Source organism: Oceanobacillus sp. AG, assembly GCF_009746545.1.
Classification (GTDB): domain Bacteria; phylum Bacillota; class Bacilli; order Bacillales; family Amphibacillaceae; genus Oceanobacillus; species Oceanobacillus indicireducens.
In genome coordinates this window covers 158,213-178,550 of the sequence record NZ_WOWT01000003.1, presented here as the reverse complement: position 1 = coordinate 178,550, position 20,338 = coordinate 158,213, and the positions used below count along the sequence as shown (strand labels likewise).

Sequence of the window (20,338 nt, the reverse complement as noted above, 5' to 3'; positions counted from 1 at the left end):
CACAGGCTAAGGCGTAAATAGTTGAAGGAAAGAAATAAAAAATCTCCAGCACAAAGGCGGCTGGAGAGTATATATCTTATTGATTTACTTTTGCTTTTTGTGTTACTGGTATGTTCCAGTTGAATGGATCTTCAAGTTTACCGTACTGGATTCCAGTTATCGTATCATATATTTTCTTAGAGAGTTCACCGGTTTCTCCGTTGTTGATAGGATAATCTTTACCATCCCAGCAAAGCAAACCAATCGGTGAAATAACTGCTGCTGTTCCAGAGCCAAATGCTTCTTCCAACGTTCCATCCGCGTGGGCATCTGCAAGTTCCTGCATGCTCACTCTTCGTTCAGATACTGGGATGTTCCAATGTTGGAGCAATTGAAGAACAGAATCACGGGTAACTCCAGGTAAAATACTGCCATTTAACGCAGGTGTAATGACTTCACCATTAATTTTGAAGAAGACGTTCATACTGCCGACTTCCTCAATATATTTCCTGTCGACCCCATCAAGCCAAAGTACCTGGGAATAGCCGTCTTTTGCTACATCCTCCTGACCTTTTAGCCCTGCTGCATAGTTTCCACCTGTCTTAGCCTCACCTGTTCCGCCTTTAACAGCACGGACAAATTTACTTTCCACTGCGATTTTCACGGGATTGATACCTTCTTTGTAATAGGAACCAACTGGTGAAAGAATGATGATGAATTTATAATTTCGGGATGGTGCGACACCTAGAAATGGTTCTGTTGCAATGATAAACGGGCGAATATAGAGGGAAGTACCATCTGCACCCGGCACCCAATCCTTATCGATTTCAACTAGTTTTATTAAAGCTTGCAAGACAAATTCTTCGTCAATTTCTGGAATAACAAGCCGTTCATTGGATTTATTCATGCGTTCAAAGTTTTTTGTAGGTCGGAACAGCTGGACCTCACCTGATTCGGTACGGAATGCTTTTAATCCTTCAAATACGGACTGGCCGTAATGGAATATCATTGCAGAAGGATCAATCGAAAGCGGCTGATATGGTTGAATTTTAGCATTATGCCATCCAAGCTCATCGGAATAATCCATTACAAACATGTGATCCGTAAAGGCTCTGCCAAATTCTAATTGATCAGTCATAGGTTTTTCCTTAGGTGCTGTATTTTTCTCGACTTGTATTGACTGTACTTCCATATCTCTATCTCCTTATTCAACAAAGTTTCCCTTAATGATAAGCGATTTTTCTGATTTTAGCAAGAGAATTTTTTGATTCTTTATTTTTTTGTGTTAACGTGGAAGTGTTATTTAGGCGTTCAATCGCAGTTTATATTTATTCGATAAAAAAATCACTGTTTTATCATCATCCAGTTGAACACATAACTCCCTGAATAAAGTTGCGTTTTATGCTAAAGTAAGGTTATCCAACCTTCGTAGCATGAAACAGTGGATTACTATCAATCAGCGTAAGTGCGCCCAACTTTTACCTGGAGGTCCGCAGTCCAGACACCTCTCGCTTTCCGCGGGCGGCCGGCAAGCCTCCTCGCGCTATCGCGCTGCGGGGTCTCGCCAGGCCTTTCCTCCCGCAGGAGTCTCGAGGTTTCTGGACTGCTCCGAGGGGAAAGCCAAATTTGGAACACTATTTTTGATTTTAGGAATAGAACGCTGATCTTAGGGTGATAGTTTCCATTCATAATAATCGTCCTTACCAGTTCAGTTGCCCGGCGGACGGTGACTCCTGCGGGAAAGCGGAGACGATGAGACCCCGCAGGAAGTGCCTTTCTTCCGAGGAGGCTCAGCGCGGAGCCCGCGGAAAGCATCCGTCCGCCGGGAAACTGAACGGCGATTAGAGCGCTAAATTAAATAAACGAGCAAAACACTTATGCTGAATGAAAGTAATTGGCAGGTTTGTAATTTGATTTTTAAGGTGTGAAAGTTGATTAAGATTAGCTTATTGATTTGAAGGGAGAACGAATGGTGATTAAGACGATTATATTTGACTTGGATGATACCTTACTCTGGGATGAGAAGAGTGTGCAAGATGCATTTGAAGCAACATGTAAGATGGCACAGGAAAAATATGACCTGGACTCCCTGGAACTGGAGAAACGTGTTCGGGCAAATGCACGAGAAATTTATGCATCTTATCCTACATATGAATTTACCCAAATGATTGGGATTAACCCATTTGAAGGCTTATGGGGGGAGTTTCCGGATGAAGGCGGCATGTTCCCGGAACTTTATAAGCTAGTCCCGGGGTACCGGAAAGAAGCCTGGACAAGGGGATTGAGCGACCTTGGAATTGATGACGCAAAACTTGGAGCAGAACTTGGTGAAGCATTCCCTGCCAACAGAAAGAAAACGGCAGCCCTCTATGACGATACATTACAGTTACTCGATGCTTTGAAAGGGAAATACCAACTTGTTTTATTAACAAATGGTTCGCCAGCTCTGCAAAATATTAAACTTGATTTGACACCGGTTCTTGTGCCGTATTTTGAACAGATTGTAATTTCCGGAGCTTTTGGCAAAGGAAAGCCGGATGTGGCAATATTTGAGCATGTATTGGAGCTTGTGCAGAAAGAGAAAGAAGAGGTTATCATGGTTGGTGATAACTTGAACACGGATATACTCGGTGCGTTACAAACGGGGATCACATCCATCTGGATCAACCGCAAAGATACGAAACCCGGTCAAGTTCAACCAGATCACGAAATCAACGCACTTATGGACCTTGTTCCGCTATTGGAGAAATTAAATAAATAAACGTTCACACATCAGCTTGGATATAACTATAATGGACTAGTTGTATCCTTGCTTTTTTATTTCTGAAAAATGTTTAAGGAATTGTCGAAAATGTTAAGTTGTCCGCATTTTATGACTCTTTTCTATACATAAAAACAAATTTATACATTGAACTATTTGAAAGTTAGTCATATAATTATTCGAAAATGAAAGGTGGAGAGGGAATGTCAAAGGATCTAAGAATTAAAAGTCAGGCATTTGATGGAAAAACGCGTGCACCGAACCGGGCGATGCTTCGTGCGGTAGGTTTAACCGATGAAGATTTCAAAAAACCGATGGTCGGGGTTGCTGATACAGAAAGTGATGTCACACCATGTAACGTACACCTCGGAGCATTAGCTAAAGAAGCAAGAGAGGGTGTTCGGGAAGCAGGAGCAGTTCCGTTCTTATTCCATACGATTACCGTTTCAGACGGAATATCCATGGGAACACAAGGGATGCGCTACTCGCTTCCAAGCCGGGAAATTATTGCAGACTCGATTGAAACAGTTGTAGGAGCGGAAAATATGGACGGACTTGTCGCGTTTGGAGGATGTGACAAGAACATTCCAGGATGTATGATCGCAATAGCAAATGCGGAAATCCCATCTGTTTTCGTGTATGGAGGTACGATTGCACCAGGCAACCTGAACGGAAAAGACATTGACCTCGTATCTGTTTTTGAAGGTGTTGGAAAAAATAATAAAGGGGATGTCAGTGACGAGGAGCTAAAACAGATTGAATGTGCTGCGTGTCCGGGAGCTGGTTCCTGTGGCGGAATGTATACTGCCAACACGATGGCATCAGCAGTTGAAGCGCTCGGTATGAGTTTACCAGGTAGCTCTTCCCATCCTGCAGTATCGAAAGAGAAAGGAATCGACTCGAAGGAAGCAGGACGAGCTGTATATAATTTGATTGAAAAACGGATTTACCCGAAAGACATTATGACGAAAGAAGCATTCGAAAATGCAATTACAATCGTTATGGCACTTGGTGGCTCAACGAACGCAATTCTCCACTTACTTGCGATTGCTCATGCGATTGAAGTCGACCTTACGATTGATGATTTCGCACGTATTCAGAAAAAAGTACCTCATCTTGCCGACTTGAAACCGAGCGGAAGATTTGTATTTCAGGATTTATATAACGTGGGCGGTGTACAGGCAGTAATGAAGTTGCTTCTTGAAAATGGTTATCTGCACGGAGATTGTCTCACCGTAACTGGAAAAACATTAGCGGAAAATTTAAAAGATGTTCCAGATTTGGCAGAAGGACAAGAGGTTATTATGCCACTAGACAATCCAAAGCGAAAAGACGGACCATTAGTCGTCCTAAAAGGGAATCTCTCTCCAGAAGGTTCGGTTGCGAAATTGTCAGGAGTTAAAGTAAAACAACATACTGGTCCAGCACGTGTATTTAACACGGAAGAAGAGGCAACTCAAGCCGTAATGGACGATAAAATTAAAGAAGGTGACGTACTAATTATCCGTTATGTAGGACCAAAAGGCGGTCCAGGAATGCCGGAGATGCTATCGCTATCTAGTATTCTAGTTGGGAAAGGCCTCGGTGAAAAAGTTGCTCTCTTAACGGATGGACGTTTCTCAGGAGGTACTCATGGGCTTGTAGTTGGTCACATTGCGCCAGAAGCACAAGTTGGTGGACCAATTGCGCTAGTTGAAGAAGGCGATTCCGTCACAGTTGATACGGTGAACATGGAGCTTACGTTCGAAGTGAGCGAAGAAGAACTTGAGGCCCGTCGCAACAAGTGGGTTGCACCACCTCTTTACAAAAAAGGTGCACTAGGGAAATACGCACATAATGTTACAAGTGCCTCTCGAGGTGCCGTTACCGATTACTTAAATAGATAACCCACCTGAAAATGATCCGGGAATTCCCGGATCATTTTTTTCGTATTGGGGGACAGAGGGTCAGAGCACTTCTCCCATGTGGGACAAGTGCTCTGTCCTAGGCCACTGAAAAAGTCCCCTTAAAACAGCTAACAAAAGTGATTTGTTAGCTGTTCTGTTTTATAATCAATGTAATACTTATGAAAGTAGCGGGTGATTGCATGTTACAAACACAAGAGAGCCTTTCGTTTAGTCCATATAAAAGCCTTTATGACATAGTAGTAGAGGAAGATCACGAGTTACGCCAAATCAATGACTTGGTTGACTTTTCCTTTATTTATAAGGAGTTGGAGGATAACTATTGTCTTACCAACGGAAGGAATGCAATTTGCCCTATCCGAATGTTTAAGTATATTTTATTAAAGCGTATGTATAAATTGTCCGATGCGGACGTCGTTAATCGTTCTAAATACGATATGTCTTTTAAGTATTTCCTTGGGATGGATCCAGAAGAACCTGTTATTGATCCGAGTTCTTTAACTCATTTTCGTAAGCTACGATTGAAAGATATTAATCTACTCGATTTATTGATCGAAAAAACAACTGAAATCGCAATAGAACATGGGCTGATTGAAATTAAAGCAGCCTTAATTGTCGATTCTACACACTCCCATTCCCGCTATCGTTCCAGGTCTGCGGCTCAATATTTAAATGAGCAGGCGAAAGCTGTCCGAAAAGCAACCTATGAATTTGATGAATCGCTCAAAGAAAAATACCCAGAAAAGCCAGCCGAGAATGATGTGAAAGAGTCTGTAGCCTATTGCGAAAAATTAATCGATGTCATCGAAAAAGAGGAAGAAATTCGTGAAATTCCAGCAGTCCAAGAAAAAATGAACTACTTGAAAGAGGTAGTAGTAGATTGCAAAGAGGGAGCAGAAGTTTCTAACGATCCCGATGCCCGAATCGGTCATAAATCCGAAGACACGAGTTTCTTTGGTTACAAAACACATCTAGCCATGACAAAAGAACGTTTAATCGTTGCCGCAAAAGTTACCTCTGGTGAGAAAAGTGATGGAAAGTACTTAGAAGAGTTAGTAGAAAAAAGTGAACAAGCCGGATTGGAAGTCGAAGCAGTAATTGGGGATACAGCCTATTCTGGGAAAGATAATTTAATTCTAGCCAAGGAAAAGGAATTTCAATTGGTTTCGAAACTTCACCCGATCCTTACAAATGAACGAAAAGATACAGGGTTTGAATTTAATAAGGATGCCGATTTGTATGTTTGTCCTGCGGGTCATTTAGCTACTGGGAAAAGGACCACAAAAAGAAAAGACAGGAATTCAGAAGTCCAGTACCGATTTGATATCGAGAAGTGTAAGGTCTGTCCACTGCGCGAGGGATGTTACAAAGAAGGTGCCAAATCAAAAACATACACGGTGACCTTAAAGTCTACGGAGCACAAGGAACAGGAAGCATTCCAAGAAACAGAAGTGTTCCAAGAATTAGCTCGAGATCGTTATATGATTGAAGCTAAAAATAGTGAATTAAAAAATCGACACGGGTACGATAAAGCCACTGACTCGGGTCTATTTGGCATGGAGATACAAGGAGCGACCACGATATTCGCGGTAAATTTAAAGAGAATCATGAAGCTAATAAACCAAAAATAAGGGGAATATTAGCCAAAAAAGAGAGCTTTTTATGAAAATACCACATAAAAAAGCTCTCTTTTTTTATTTCGCCCTAACTTTCACTAAAAAACAGGAGTTTTTCAGTGGCCTCGCTCTGTCCCTCTGTCCCGTTTTATTTTTTTATCAGAAAAAAATAAAATATTTTTTAAAAATATAAAAGTTGATTGAATCAATAATGTAAGCGCAATCAAAGTGTTTGATTTATCAAAAGTGTCGAATAACTTTACAAAAAGCTGTTGACCTTTTAAAAAATACGTTGTATGATAAACGGCAACATCATAAAGCACAACCGCTTAAGGCATGAAGCCGAGCGAAATGGAATTAATAGTGCACAATGAAATACTAAATCTAATACTTAAAAATCGATGACGAGAATAAAGGAACATGGTCCTGGTACTCACAGAGATCTGGGGTTGCTGGAAGCCCAGAAGTACCAATTGTTCTGACATCATCTCCGAGTGCCCAGCTGAACGATCTTGCTTTAAAAGATTCATTAAGCTGTGCCAGGTGCATCCTATTGCACCTGTTATCCAATCAAGCTGCTATTAGCTTGATGAGACAGTATCCGTAAGGGTGCTGTGAATATGGGTGGTACCGTGAAGAGTAGACGCTTTTCTCCCCAGTATACATGCAAGTAGGCGTGTTGTGGGGTGAATAGCGTCTTTTTTAATATTAAAATATCTAATTCTTTAAAAAATAAGGGAGGTATACGAATGGCGGTTGAAGCTAGGCAGAAGACGGAAGCAGGAAAGGAGTTCGTGACGGGGGCTGATTTACTCATTGAAGCCCTGGTGGAAGCAAAAGTCGAAAAAGTTTTTGGGTATCCAGGCGGTGCAGTATTACCGATTTATGACGCGATGTTCCGCCACGAATTTCCCTTTGAACACATACTCTGCCGCCATGAGCAAGGCTCCATCCATGCAGCAGAAGGGTATGCAAGAGTAACAGGAAAGCCGGGAGTAGTCGTTGCAACGTCAGGTCCTGGAGCGACTAACCTGATCACAGGAATTACGGATGCGATGATGGATTCCTTGCCACTAGTTATCATTACGGGGCAAGTCGCGCAAGGAGTGATTGGAACAGATGCTTTCCAAGAAGCAGATGTATTAGGTCTTACAACCCCAATTACGAAATACAATTATCAAATCCAGGATGCAAAGGAATTACCACGAGTCATCAATGAAGCATTCTACATTGCAACAACAGGACGTCCAGGGCCGGTTCTCATCGATATTCCGAAAAATATCTCAGCAGAACTGACTGTCCGGAATGAGAGCAACGCGATTGAATTACCAGGCTACCAGCCGAATGTTAAACCGAATGCATTACAGCTGCAGAAGTTAGCAAGCTTGCTTGAAAAAGCGGAACGACCAGTCCTCTTGGCAGGAGCAGGCGTGTTACTTTCAGACGGAGCAACATATTTACAGGAATTTGTCGAAAAATATGAACTTCCAGTTGTAAATACCTTACTTGGACTTGGAAGTTTCCCTGGCGAACATGAGCTATTCCTTGGAATGGGCGGGATGCATGGAACATACACTGCGAACATGGCGATTTATGAAGCGGACTTTCTTATCAATATCGGAGCAAGGTTTGATGATCGTTTAACCGGAAAAGTCGCAAACTTCGCACCAGGGGCAAAAGTTGCACATATTGACATTGACCCGGCAGAAATTGGGAAAATTATCCGCACAGACGTACCGATTGTAGGTGACGCGAAAACAGCCTTACAAGCATTACTCGCTATGGATATTAAAAAACCGGAAACGACAGAGTGGGTAACGCGACTGATGGAAAACAAAGTCAACTACCCATATTGGTATAACCGGAGCGAGAAGCAGGTTTCTCCGCAATGGCTGATTGAACAAATCTGTGAAAAGTCAAAAGGAGAAGCAATTGTCGCGACGGATGTTGGACAGCATCAAATGTGGGCCGCGCAGTTCTATGCTTTTAATAAGCCGCATAATTGGCTTACGTCCGGCGGGTTAGGGACGATGGGCTTCGGCTTACCAGCAGCGATCGGTGCACAGCTCGGTAGACCAGATGATTTAGTTGTGGCGATTGTCGGTGACGGCGGCATTCAGATGACCATCCAGGAACTAGCTGTTATCCATGAACGTAATTTGCCGGTTAAAGTATTTATCGTGAATAATGAAGCACTTGGAATGGTAAGGCAGTGGCAGGAGGAGTTTCATGGCGAGCGTTATTCCAGTTCATTATTAACTCAAAATCCAGACTTTTTGAAAATAGCAGAAGGTTACGGTATCCGTAGCGTGCTCGTCGATAAAGAAAAAGATGTGCCAGGTGTACTGGAAGAGGTTTTCGCCCATGACGGTCCAGTACTTGTTGATTTCAGAATTCATTGGAAAGAAAAAGTATTTCCAATGGTGGCACCTGGAAAAGGTATTAACGAAATGGTGGGGGTGAAGCCGTGAAGCGGATTATAAGTTGTACCGTTCAAAATCGCGGTGGAGTTTTAAATAGAATTACCGGAATGTTTTCAAAGCGACATTTCAATATCGAAAGCATTACCGTTGGCGAATCAGAAACAGAAGGAATGGCGAAAATGACTTTCGTCGTTAATGTGGAAGATGAGCATAAGCTTGAACAGCTGACGAAACAGCTTCACAAACAAATTGACGTTATTAAAGTATCCGATATTACAGAGAAATCTGTCGTTGCTCGCGAACTAGCATTAGTGAAAGTGACAGCGACCAGCCAATTGCGAGCTGAAATACAAGGACTGATTGATCCATTCCGTGGGACGGTTGTTGATATCAGTAAGGAAACGATGACCATCCAAGTAACTGGAAAAACAGATAAGATTGACGCGTTCATCTTGTTATTAAAACCATTCGGTATTAAAGAAATTGCTAGAACAGGAGTAACAGCATTACTTAGAGGCCAACAAGCGAAACCATATGTGGCTGAAGTAAGCTCACTTACAATATAAAAAAACAAATCAAATCAGGAGAGGGAGATTTAAAAATGGCAAAAGTATTATACGAAAAGGACATCAATAATCAAGTATTAGAAGGGAAAAAAGTTGCAGTTGTAGGATACGGTTCCCAAGGTCATGCACATGCACAAAACTTACGTGACAGCGGATATGAAGTAGTGATTGGATTACGTAAAGGTAAATCCCAGGAGCAAGCGGAAGAAGATGGATTCAACGTATTCCCGGTTGAAGAAGCAGTAAAACAGGCAGACGTTGTTATGGTTTTACTTCCAGATGAAACGCAGCAAAAAGTATATGAAGCAAGCATTAAAGAAAACTTGAAACCCGGCAGCGCGTTAGCATTCGCTCATGGATTCAACATCCATTATTCACAAATCGTTCCACCACAAGACGTTGACGTGTTCCTAGTTGCTCCAAAAGGACCGGGTCACTTAGTTAGAAGAACATATGAAGAAGGTGCAGGTGTACCAGCATTATACGGAGTGTATCAGGACGTAACTGGTAAAGCGAAAGATGTTGCCCTTGCGTATGCACAAGGAATTGGAGCTGCTCGCGCTGGAGTACTAGAAACTTCCTTCCAAGAAGAAACGGAAACAGATCTATTTGGAGAACAGGCAGTTCTTTGCGGTGGGGTAACAAGCTTAATCAAAGCTGGATTTGAAACGCTAACGGAAGCGGGATACCAACCAGAAGTTGCGTACTTTGAGTGTCTCCATGAAATGAAACTAATCGTTGACTTGCTCTATGAAGGTGGACTCGAGAACATGCGTTATTCCATTTCTGACACAGCACAGTGGGGTGACTTCGTATCTGGAGAACGCGTCATCAATGACGAAACGAAAGAGCGTATGCAAGAAATCCTAAAAGAAGTTCAAAACGGTGCATTCGCTAAAGGCTGGATTCTTGAAAACCAGGCAGGACGCCCGCAGTTCAATGCAATCAACCGCGCGGAAAATAATCATCCGATTGAAAAAGTTGGAAGGGAGTTACGTGACCTGATGCCGTTTGTTAAACAGCCTATTCAAGAAAAACAAAAGGATGTGAAAGAATATGTCCAGAATTAAAATATTTGATACAACACTACGAGACGGCGAACAGTCACCTGGAGTAAATCTAAATAAATTAGAAAAATTAGAGATCGCTAAACAACTTGAACGTCTTGGTGTAGACCGGATAGAAGCAGGATTTCCTGCTTCTTCCAAAGGTGAATTCGAGGCAGTGAAAGAAATTGCGGACACGATTGAAACAACATCTGTAATTGCCTTAGCAAGAACCGTAAAATCGGATATAGATGCAGCTTGGGAAGCTTTAAAAGGAGCTAAAAAGCCAGCAATTCATATGTTCTTGGCAACCTCACCAATCCATATGGAATATAAATTACGTAAAACCCCAGAAGAAGTAATCGAAACCTCGGTTGAAATGGTTCGCTATGCAAAGCGGAAATTTACGGAAGTGCAATGGTCAGCTGAAGACGCATCCCGTTCCGACTTGAATTTCTTAGCAGAAATCATTGAAAAAGTGATCGATGCTGGGGCAACGGTCGTAAATCTTCCAGATACGGTAGGCTATGCGACGCCAGAAGAATACGGGAAAATGTTCAAGTATATGAAGGATAACGTGCCAAATATTGATCAAGTAAGCCTGTCTTGTCATTGTCATGATGATCTTGGAATGGCAGTAGCGAACTCGATTGCAGCGGTAGAGAATGGTGCAACCCAGGTGGAAGGTGCAATTAATGGTATCGGCGAACGGGCAGGGAACGCGGCATTGGAAGAAGTAGCTGTCGCACTGAAAGTCCGTTCTGACTTTTACCCTTATGAAACAAGACTTGTCTTAAATGAAATTAAACGGACGAGTGACCTTGTGGCGAAGTTAACTGGAATGCATGTTCAGGCAAATAAGGCAATTGTCGGACGAAATGCCTATAGTCATGAATCAGGCATCCACCAAGACGGTGTACTAAAAAATGTGGAAACATACGAAATCATCACGCCAGCAATGGTTGGAGTCCAAGAAGCGAATACGTTATTCCTTGGTAAACACTCCGGCAGACATGCATTTAAAGAGAAAATACAGGAGTTTGGTGTCGAATTATCGGATACAGAGCTACAACAGGCTTTCAAGAAGTTTAAAGCATTAACCGATCATAATAAAGAAGTGACGGATGATGATATTTACACGATTATTATGGAAATCAAAACAGACTCAGATGAAATGAATAAATACGAGATAGAAAGTTTCCAAGTGTACTATGGGACAGAAAATTCACCAACCGCAGTTGTGCGGTTGATATCACCAGATAAAGAACAATTTGAAGCGGCGTTAACAGGAAATGGGAGTGTGGAAGCACTTTACAAAGCGATTGAAAGTTTAATTGGAGAAGAATTGAAACTCATCGATTACCAATTAAATTCAGTTGGCGGCGGACAAGACGCATTGGCAGAAGCGTACGTCCAATTGAGTGTGAATGGTGAGGTAATGAATGGTCGCAGCTCAAATCAGGACGTATTAATGGCATCAGCCAACGCATATATTAATGCGGTAAACCGCTATTTCTTAAAACATAGCCCGGTGAACCAGAAACGAGCAGTCAGCCACTAAAGTAAGAAAAAAGAGTATGTAAACTACAGGAAGGGGAACCAATCATGAAAAAACAAATTACTTTGCTTCCAGGTGACGGTATCGGTCCAGAAATTATGGAGAGTGCGAAAGAAGTATTACAAGTCATTGCTGAAGAGTTCAATCATGACTTTATATTTCATGAACATGCTATTGGTGGAAATGCAGTTGACGCCTATGGTGAGCCCCTCCCGGAAGAGACATTGAAAGCTGCTGAAGAAGGCGATGCAATATTACTCGGTGCGGTAGGTGGCCCAAAATGGGAAAACCATCCGGTGTATCAGCGACCTGAACAGGGGCTGCTCAAAATCCGTAAGAGCTTGGGTTTATTTGCAAACTTACGCCCGATTAAATTAATCCCTGCGTTAATTCATGCCTCACCATTAAAAGAGGAGATTGTGGCAGCAAGTGATATTGTCATTATCCGTGAATTGACCGGGGGATTATATTTCGGAAAACCAAGTGAACGCCGGAATAACGGGAATTCTGTAGTAGATACTCTAAGCTATGAACGCTACGAAATGGAGCGGATTATTGAAAAAGGCTTCGAAACAGCAATGTCCCGCAGAAAGCATCTGACATCTGTTGATAAAGCCAATGTGCTTGAATCCAGTAGAATGTGGCGAGAAATTGTAGAAGAAAAGGCAAAAAATTATCCGGAAGTGACGGTAGAGCATGTACTTGTCGATGCTGCAGCCATGAAGTTAATTACAAACCCAGCCTCCTTTGACACGATTGTGACGGAAAATTTATTTGGTGATATCTTAAGCGATGAAGCATCTGTCATTACTGGTTCATTAGGTATGTTGCCATCAGCGAGTGTCAGGGAAGATGGATTAGGGTTATATGAACCAATCCATGGTTCTGCACCTGATATTGCTGGTAAAGGAATTGCTAATCCATTAGGGATGATTTTGTCTGCAAGCTTTATGCTAAGAGATTCATTCGGACTCGAAGTGGAAGCAAATGCAATGGAACAAGCAGTGAATGAAGCTTTAGAGCAAGGCTATCATACAGCAGATCTGGACTTGAAAGATGGAACTTTAGTTTCGACGAAGGAAATGACGGATGTTGTAATAGGCAGTCTATCTGCACGAAGTATTTCAGACGATATTTGTTATATGTATGTGTAAGAGTGTATTCAAAAGGGAGGATAAAAAGGACCGAGGTCGGCTAAGTTCGCGATCGTCTTTGCAACGCCGGCACTAGCACGTCCTGTGCGTCGAAGTTCGAGGCGGCGAAAGTTCCCGGCACCGGAATGTACGTTTTAAGTACATGAGGAGCGGAAACGCGAGCAAACGAGCTTCTCGCGTGTGTGGTGAGTTCTACATTGTCCACAGGACGTGGACGGTTTTAGTAGAACCTTCTCTTTCTCGGAGTGTCCTTTTTACCGGACTTTTTGAATATCCCCCTATAAGAGAAAACGTAAGAGGTGAGGAAGATGGGAAAGCCGAAAACAATTATTGAAAAAGTTTGGGAACAGCATGTCGTTCATCGAGAAGAAGGGAAGCCTGATCTTTTATATATTGACCAGCATTTAGTGCACGAGGTAACATCTCCTCAAGCTTTTGAAGGTCTGCGCCTTGCAAATCGCAAGGTCCGTAGACCGGATTTAACCTACGCGACGATGGACCATAACGTACCAACAAAAAATAGGGATGTCGTGAAAGATGAAATCTCCCGTAAGCAAATGGAAACACTACGCAAGAATTGCGAGGATTTCGGAATCAAGCTTGCGGATATGTTTCACCCGGATCAGGGAATTGTGCATGTCATCGGTCCACAACTTGGTCTAACGCAGCCAGGTAAAACAATTGTCTGCGGGGACAGTCATACATCTACGCACGGTGCCTTTGGAGCACTTGCTTTCGGAATTGGTACAAGTGAAGTGGAGCATGTTCTTGCAACACAAACAATCTGGCAAGACCGCCCGAAAACATTGAATGTAAAAGTTGAAGGCGATCTCGGGCCAGGTGTTACAGCAAAGGACCTTATTTTAGCGATTATCGCAAAATTTGGTGTCCGCTTCGGTACAGGTTATGTAATGGAATATACTGGTGAGGCAATACGTAAACTATCTATGGAAGAACGGATGACGATTTGTAATATGTCAATTGAAGGTGGTGCGAGAGCTGGTTTAATCAGTCCGGATGAGACAACTGTTGAATTCTTAAGAGGCAGAGAGTATGTTCCGAAAGATGAAGAGTTTGATAGAGTAAGTGAGGAATGGCTTGCCTTAGCAACCGACGAAGGAGCAGTTTACGACCATACGGTTACAATCAATGCAGCAGAAGTTGAACCACAGGTCACTTGGGGAACAAACCCAGGAATGGGGGTTCCAGTTAGTGGTGCAACCCCACGTGTTGCGGAATCGGATAACCCGTACGAGGTAGAACGTGCGCTAGAATATATGGGACTTGAAGAAAATCAGCCGATTACCTCCATTGAAATCGATCATGTCTTTATTGGTTCTTGTACGAACTCGCGCCTTAGCGATTTGAAGAAAGCGGCGGCGATTGTAGAAGGGAAACAAGTAAAAGACACGATTAAAGCAATTGTTGTTCCAGGATCCTTCAGCGTTAAGCTTCAAGCTGAAAAAGAAGGCATTGATAAAATATTCAAAGAGGCAGGTTTTGAATGGCGTGACTCCGGTTGTAGTATGTGTCTAGGAATGAACGATGATATCGTCCCGGTCGGTGGCCGTTGTGCATCCACTTCTAACCGTAACTTTGAAGGAAGACAGGGGAACGGCGCACGAACGCACCTTGTTAGTCCGGAGATGGCTGCAGCAGCTGCTATTGAAGGTCGTTTTGTCGATGTCCGTCATTTTGCAGGTGTAGCGCAATAGGAAGGGAGATATTATAATGGAAGCAATTGAACAGCATGAAGGATTGGTTTACCCACTAAACCGCGCCAATATTGACACCGATCAAATAATCCCAAAGCAATTTTTAAAGCGGATTGAACGAACAGGCTTTGGTCAATTCCTCTTTTATAATTGGCGTTTTAACGAAGATGGAAGCTTAAGAGAAGATTTTAGTATGAATGATCCGAAATATGAAGGAGCATCTATCTTACTTGCCGGAGAGAATTTCGGTTGTGGTTCTTCAAGAGAACATGCACCATGGGCGCTTGAAGATTATGGTTTCAAAGTGATCATCGCTCCGAGCTTTGCTGATATATTCTACAATAATGCGCTGAAGAATGGAATTATCCTTATCAAGCTGGATGAAGCGCAAATAAAAGAGTGGCAGAATCAGTCGGAAGATGGCGAATTGAAGTTGAGTGTGGATTTGCTAAATCAGACGATTACAGATGAAGCCGGTATAGTTGTTGGATTTGAAATTCCAGCCTATCATAAAGAAAAGCTAATCAATGGCTGGGATGACATAGCTCTAACTTTATTAATGGAAGAAAAGATTTCAGAGTTTGAAAATGGTGCCCAAGCTTAATCAAGAGATAGAATTGGAAAAAATAGAGTAGTAACGTAAAGTGAAACTTCATTCAGTGGGGGTTTCCTTACCTTCCCACTGAATGTTAGTTGAACAGAATCAGGTATTTACGGACTGTAAATCCCCGCTTCATATACTGGGTTTCCCTCATGTTTAGAGATGGGGATATTACAGACCGTTAATACGTGATAAAGGAAGATATGGAAGATTGTAAATGTATATAGAAGGAAACTGATAATAAGGAGTGTGGCTTTCTTTGGGGATTTAGTAGGAGATTTATTAACTGGTGAGAAAATTTATCAAGCATGGAAGCGGTTGGCACCGATCGTGCATCGAACACCATTGCTTACCTCCCATACAATTGATGATATGGTTGGCAGAAAAGTGTATTGCAAGATGGAGAATCAGCAAAAGACAGGTGCCTTTAAGTTTCGCGGGGCAACATTCAAGCTCATGCAACTGACGAAAGAAGAATTGCAAAGAGGTGTAATAACCGCTTCAGCTGGTAATCATGCACAGGGAGTTGCCTATGCAGCAAGAAAGCTCGGCGCCAATGCAAAGATTTTCATGCCTGAAGGAACCCCGCTTGCTAAAGTACATGCAACAAGAAATTACGGAGCAGATGTTGTACTTACTGGTGAAAGTTTCCAAGAGGCTTATCAAGCATCGATGGAATATGAAAAGGAAAGCGGAAGTGTATATGTCCATCCCTTTGATGACTATGATGTGATGACAGGACAAGGAACGATTGCTATGGAGCTGCTGCGGCAAGAAGACCGGATTGACACTGTCTTTGTACCAATTGGCGGCGGCGGTCTCATTGCTGGAATTGCAGTTGCCTGTAAACACATCAACCGTAATATCCAAGTAATCGGTGTCCAAGCAAGCGGGGCAGATGCAATGTATCAGAGCTACCATTCGAAAGAGATGCGGCATTCGACCGAGGTAAACACGCTTGCAGACGGAATTGCTGTAAAAGAACCTGGGAAATCAACATTTCCGATCATTAGAGATTATGTTGATGATATTGTTACAGTTACCGATGAACAGATTGCTGCAAGTATTTTATTTATGCTGGAACGGAATAAAACCCTTACGGAAGGTGCGGGAGCGACTGCATTAGCTGGATTATTCGCTTATCATAAAGAGATTCCGAGCAGGCACACTGGTGTCATTGTAAGTGGCGGAAACTTCGATATTAAACGAATGGCCGAAATACAAGATCTGGCAGAAGGTTTTTTTCCCGTTGAGGTAAAGGAAAAGGAACAAATGGCTTATTAACATGAAGTGAAAAATATAAAGTGAAACTTCATTCAGTGGGGGTTTCTTTCCTTCCTCCACTGAATGTTAGTTGAACAGAATCGGGTATTTACGGACTGTATAACCCCCACCTTAGCATTTTGGTTTACCCTCTTATTTAGAGATGGGGGTACTACAGACCGTTAATACGTGATAAAAATACGCAAATCCGAACAATTCGAAGTGTCATTTTCCAATGATCGAGATAATTGTTCGGATTTATTTTTATTTAGGCTGAATGAAGGCTTAACTGTACCATTACTATAATAGGAAATGGTTATTACAGATGCATTTCGGTGGGAAATGAAATACATAAAAAGGAAAGAAACAATTGAAAAGAACATTCGTTATCTAGTCTCAAAGAGCAATTTCCAACGTTTTTAGTAAAGAAATAAACTATTCCATATTTAGGCGGAGTGATAAGAAAGGTTATCCTAGCAAGGCTTTTTATCTTTTGTTGCTGAGTTTTGGAAAAATACTGGAATTAAATTGATTTTATAATATTGCTTTTTTCAAATAATTCCATTATAATCACATTACTATAATTTTTCACTACTATTACGAAAGTTACAGAGGTGCTAATATTATGTAACAAAAGCCAAAAATGAACTCTTTTTCTTGTATCAGCTGAATGATGATTCAGAAGGAATGAAAAATAGTTGCAAAAATTGTTAAAAATGATAAAATAATATACAACTAAATCAAAATTGTCTGAACTTTACGATATTACGTGTGATTGAAAAGCCCTTAGAAGGACATCTATTCATTAGAAATTTGCTACGTAAGAGGGGATAAATTTGAGCAGAAAACTACTGGAAATAGAAAATCTAACCACTTCATTCCAAATCGGTGATGCGTACTATGCTGCAGTGGATGATGTGTCATTAACCGTTAATAGAAATGAAGTTTTAGGAGTTGTTGGTGAATCCGGTTCGGGAAAGAGTGCACTGGCATTTTCCATAATGAGATTACATAATCGTGCAAAGATTGAAGGAAAAATACAACTTGAAGGAATTGATTTGGCAAAAGCGTCAACGAGTGATTTGAATAAGCTTCGCGGGGATAAACTTTCCATGATATTCCAAGACCCGTTAACTGCACTTAATCCATTAATGGAAATTGGTGCACAAATCGATGAAACGCTCATTCTCCATCGACCGAAAATGTCAAAACAAGAACGCTATGATCGCGTGATTGAATTATTGGATTTAGTAGGCATTACAGGACCGGAATACGTCTACCAGCAATATCCACATGAACTTTCGGGGGGAATGAGGCAGCGTGTCATCATCGCTATTGCGATTGCGAACAAACCGCAATTACTTATAGCTGACGAGCCGACAACAGCGCTCGATGTGACCATTCAAGCGCAAATACTTGATTTGATTCGGGAATTGCGGGATGAAATGGACGCAGGAATTATCTTAATTACCCATGACCTCGGTGTTGTTGCAGAAATGGCAGACCGTGTTGCTGTCATGTATGCAGGTCAAATTGTGGAAATCGCTGATGTACATACATTATTTGAAAACCCTTTACACCCATATACAAGATCATTACTTAATTCGGTACCAACTGAAGGGCAAGATAGGCTTCACGTCATTCAAGGAATTGTACCAGGCTTACAACACTTACCTCGAACAGGTTGTCGCTTTGCCGCACGGATTCCATGGATTGATGAATCTGTTCATGAAGAAAACCCGTTATTACATGAAGTGACACCAGGGCATTTCGTCCGCTGCACTTGTCACAGTTATTTCTACTTCCCAGAAAAAGGTAAGGAGGAAATCACACATGGCGATACTTGATGTTAGCGGATTAAAAGTACATTTCCCGATTAAAGGTGGAATATTCAATCGTACAATCGGGCATATCAAAGCCGTTGATGATGTCTCCTTCTCGATCGAGCAAGGTAAAACATATGGGCTTGTAGGTGAATCTGGTTCAGGTAAATCGACGACTGGAAGAGCAATTGTTGGATTAGAGAACATCACAGCCGGCAAAATCCTTTTCGAAGGAGAAGATATCACCTCACGAGAAAGTAAAACAAAAGATATGAGAAAAGATATTCAGATGATTTTCCAAGATCCGTATTCATCATTGAATCCGCGTAAAAGAGTACGCGATATTATTGCAGAACCACTACGAAACTATGAAAAATTAACAAAAAATGAAGAAAAGCAACGAGTATATGAATTATTAGAATTAGTAGGGTTGAACCCGGAAAGTATATGGAAATTCCCACACCAATTCTCTGGTGGACAAAGACAGCGAATCGGAGTTGCACGGGCAATCGCTTTAAAACCGAAGCTGATTATTGCAGATGAACCGGTTTCTGCACTTGATGTATCCGTACAAGCACAGGTGTTGAACTTTATGCAGGATATTCAAAAAGAACTTGATTTAACGTATTTATTTATTAGCCATGACTTAGGTGTCGTTGAGCATATGTGTGATGAAATCGCAATCATGTATAGGGGACGCTACGTTGAACAAGGTACACGTGAAGATATATTTGAAAATCCGCAGCATATTTACACAAAGCGGCTCATTGCGGCAATTCCGGATATTAATCCGCGTAACAGGGATGCACAATATGCATTTCGCCAAGAAGTGAAGAAAGAGTATGAAGACTCATTCGATGACTACTTCGATGCGGAAGGGTTAGCGTATAACTTACAGAATATCTCTGAAACCCATAGAGTCGCATTACCGGAGAGAGGTTGATTCGATATGTGGAAATTTATCGTTAGAAGACTATTAATCACATTCCCGCAAATTGTATTACTAAGTATATTAATCTTCTTAATGGCGCAGTTTATGCCTGGTGATGCATTAACTGGAATGCTAGATCCGAACGTGGATCAATCAACCATTCAAGAGCAGCGTGAAAGAATGGGGCTAAACGATCCATGGCATATTAAATATGCAAATTGGATTAGTGGTGTAGTACAAGGGGATTTAGGGAAATCCTTCCGTTTTAAAATGGATGTGTCCGAACTTATTTCCCAACGAATGCAAAATACGCTACTACTTGGAATTGTTACATTAATATTTACATATCTCTTAGCAATACCTTTAGGAATTACCAGTGGGCGTTATAATGATACGTTACTGGACCAAGCGATAACAGGCTATACGTACGTTGGTTTTGCTACACCATTATTTATATTCGGGCTTATTATGTTATTTGTTTTTGGTTATCAATTAGGATGGTTTCCGACAAGTGGAAGTGTTGCACCTGGCATGGTTCCGGGCACATTCGAGTACTGGGTAAGTAAATTAAAACACGTGATGTTACCAGCGCTTTCCATGGCATTAATCCAAACGGTATCAACGGTCCAATATTTAAGAAGCGAAATCGTTGATACGAAGCAGAAAGATTTTATTATTACCGCAAGAGCGAAAGGGGCTTCTGAATCCCGGGTCTATAATAGGCATATTTTTAGAAACTCATTACTGCCGATTGCAGCATTTATCGGTTGGGAGATTACGACTCTTATTGTTGGAACAGTATTTATTGAACGTATATTCAGTTATCCTGGTATGGGCCTACTGTTTTTAGAGTCTATTAATATGCGTGATTACAGTGTAGTAACTGCACTCGTCTTATTATTTGGTATTGCACAGATCTTAGGTGCTCTGCTATCGGATATTATTTTAAGCATTGTTGACCCGCGTATTCGCATAAAATAGAAGTCGAACAACTCTGA

The 20,338-nt window shown here is 41.7% G+C and carries 15 protein-coding genes; 14 read left to right on the top strand and 1 reads right to left on the bottom strand.

The genetic code is table 11. The features are described 5' to 3' along the window. Positions 1-76: 76 nt before the first annotated feature. A complete protein-coding gene (locus tag GN217_RS02175) occupies positions 77-1,171 on the bottom strand; it encodes a branched-chain amino acid aminotransferase (protein ID WP_156854812.1) in 1,095 nt (364 codons plus the stop codon). Positions 1,172-1,951: 780 nt separating this feature from the next. On the opposite strand from GN217_RS02175, the gene GN217_RS02170 reads away from it, so the two are divergent. The 14 genes from GN217_RS02170 (at position 1,952) to opp4B (ending at position 20,321) form a co-directional block, all read left to right on the top strand. Next, positions 1,952-2,740 carry an HAD family hydrolase gene (locus GN217_RS02170; protein ID WP_156855017.1) on the top strand — a complete coding sequence of 263 codons (789 nt, stop codon included), beginning with the start codon at positions 1,952-1,954 and terminating at the stop codon, positions 2,738-2,740. Positions 2,741-2,943: 203 nt separating this feature from the next. Further along, the gene (ilvD, locus tag GN217_RS02165; protein WP_156854810.1) at positions 2,944-4,626 is read left to right on the top strand and encodes a dihydroxy-acid dehydratase; all 1,683 of its coding nucleotides are present in this window, start codon (positions 2,944-2,946) and stop codon (positions 4,624-4,626) included. Positions 4,627-4,826: 200 nt separating this feature from the next. After that, entirely contained in the window at positions 4,827-6,275 is a 1,449-nt protein-coding gene (locus tag GN217_RS02160) for an IS1182 family transposase (protein ID WP_156854808.1), read from the top strand. Between the two features lie 734 nt (positions 6,276-7,009). Further along, positions 7,010-8,731 carry a biosynthetic-type acetolactate synthase large subunit gene (gene ilvB, locus GN217_RS02155; RefSeq protein ID WP_156854806.1) on the top strand — a complete coding sequence of 574 codons (1,722 nt, stop codon included), beginning with the start codon at positions 7,010-7,012 and terminating at the stop codon, positions 8,729-8,731. Then, complete coding sequence (ilvN, locus tag GN217_RS02150; protein ID WP_156854804.1) at positions 8,728-9,249, top strand: acetolactate synthase small subunit; 522 nt, start codon at positions 8,728-8,730, stop codon at positions 9,247-9,249. Before ilvB ends, ilvN begins: the two co-directional genes overlap by 4 nt. Before the next feature lie 8 nt (positions 9,250-9,257). Next, complete coding sequence (gene ilvC / locus GN217_RS02145) at positions 9,258-10,319, top strand: ketol-acid reductoisomerase (RefSeq protein WP_255454337.1); 1,062 nt, start codon at positions 9,258-9,260, stop codon at positions 10,317-10,319. Continuing rightward, the gene (locus tag GN217_RS02140; protein ID WP_156854800.1) at positions 10,306-11,856 is read left to right on the top strand and encodes a 2-isopropylmalate synthase; all 1,551 of its coding nucleotides are present in this window, start codon (positions 10,306-10,308) and stop codon (positions 11,854-11,856) included. Before ilvC ends, GN217_RS02140 begins: the two co-directional genes overlap by 14 nt. 44 nt (positions 11,857-11,900) lie before the next feature. Further along, on the top strand, positions 11,901-13,007 hold the full coding sequence (leuB, locus tag GN217_RS02135) for a 3-isopropylmalate dehydrogenase (protein ID WP_156854798.1): 1,107 nt from the start codon (positions 11,901-11,903) through the stop codon (positions 13,005-13,007). 308 nt (positions 13,008-13,315) lie between these two features. Beyond that, positions 13,316-14,722 carry a 3-isopropylmalate dehydratase large subunit gene (gene leuC / locus GN217_RS02130; RefSeq protein ID WP_156854796.1) on the top strand — a complete coding sequence of 469 codons (1,407 nt, stop codon included), beginning with the start codon at positions 13,316-13,318 and terminating at the stop codon, positions 14,720-14,722. Positions 14,723-14,738: 16 nt separating this feature from the next. Then, entirely contained in the window at positions 14,739-15,326 is a 588-nt protein-coding gene (leuD, locus tag GN217_RS02125) for a 3-isopropylmalate dehydratase small subunit (RefSeq protein ID WP_156854794.1), read from the top strand. Between the two features lie 246 nt (positions 15,327-15,572). Then, positions 15,573-16,607 (top strand): threonine ammonia-lyase, encoded by a 1,035-nt coding sequence (gene ilvA, locus GN217_RS02120; protein WP_255454333.1) that lies wholly within the window; start codon positions 15,573-15,575, stop codon positions 16,605-16,607. A gap of 815 nt (positions 16,608-17,422) precedes the next feature. Beyond that, the gene (locus tag GN217_RS02115; RefSeq protein WP_156854792.1) at positions 17,423-18,433 is read left to right on the top strand and encodes an ABC transporter ATP-binding protein; all 1,011 of its coding nucleotides are present in this window, start codon (positions 17,423-17,425) and stop codon (positions 18,431-18,433) included. Then, positions 18,420-19,352, top strand: coding sequence for an ABC transporter ATP-binding protein (locus GN217_RS02110; RefSeq protein ID WP_156854790.1), 933 nt, complete (start codon positions 18,420-18,422; stop codon positions 19,350-19,352). Before GN217_RS02115 ends, GN217_RS02110 begins: the two co-directional genes overlap by 14 nt. A gap of 6 nt (positions 19,353-19,358) precedes the next feature. Further along, complete coding sequence (opp4B, locus tag GN217_RS02105; RefSeq protein ID WP_156854788.1) at positions 19,359-20,321, top strand: oligopeptide ABC transporter permease; 963 nt, start codon at positions 19,359-19,361, stop codon at positions 20,319-20,321. Positions 20,322-20,338 lie beyond the last annotated feature (17 nt).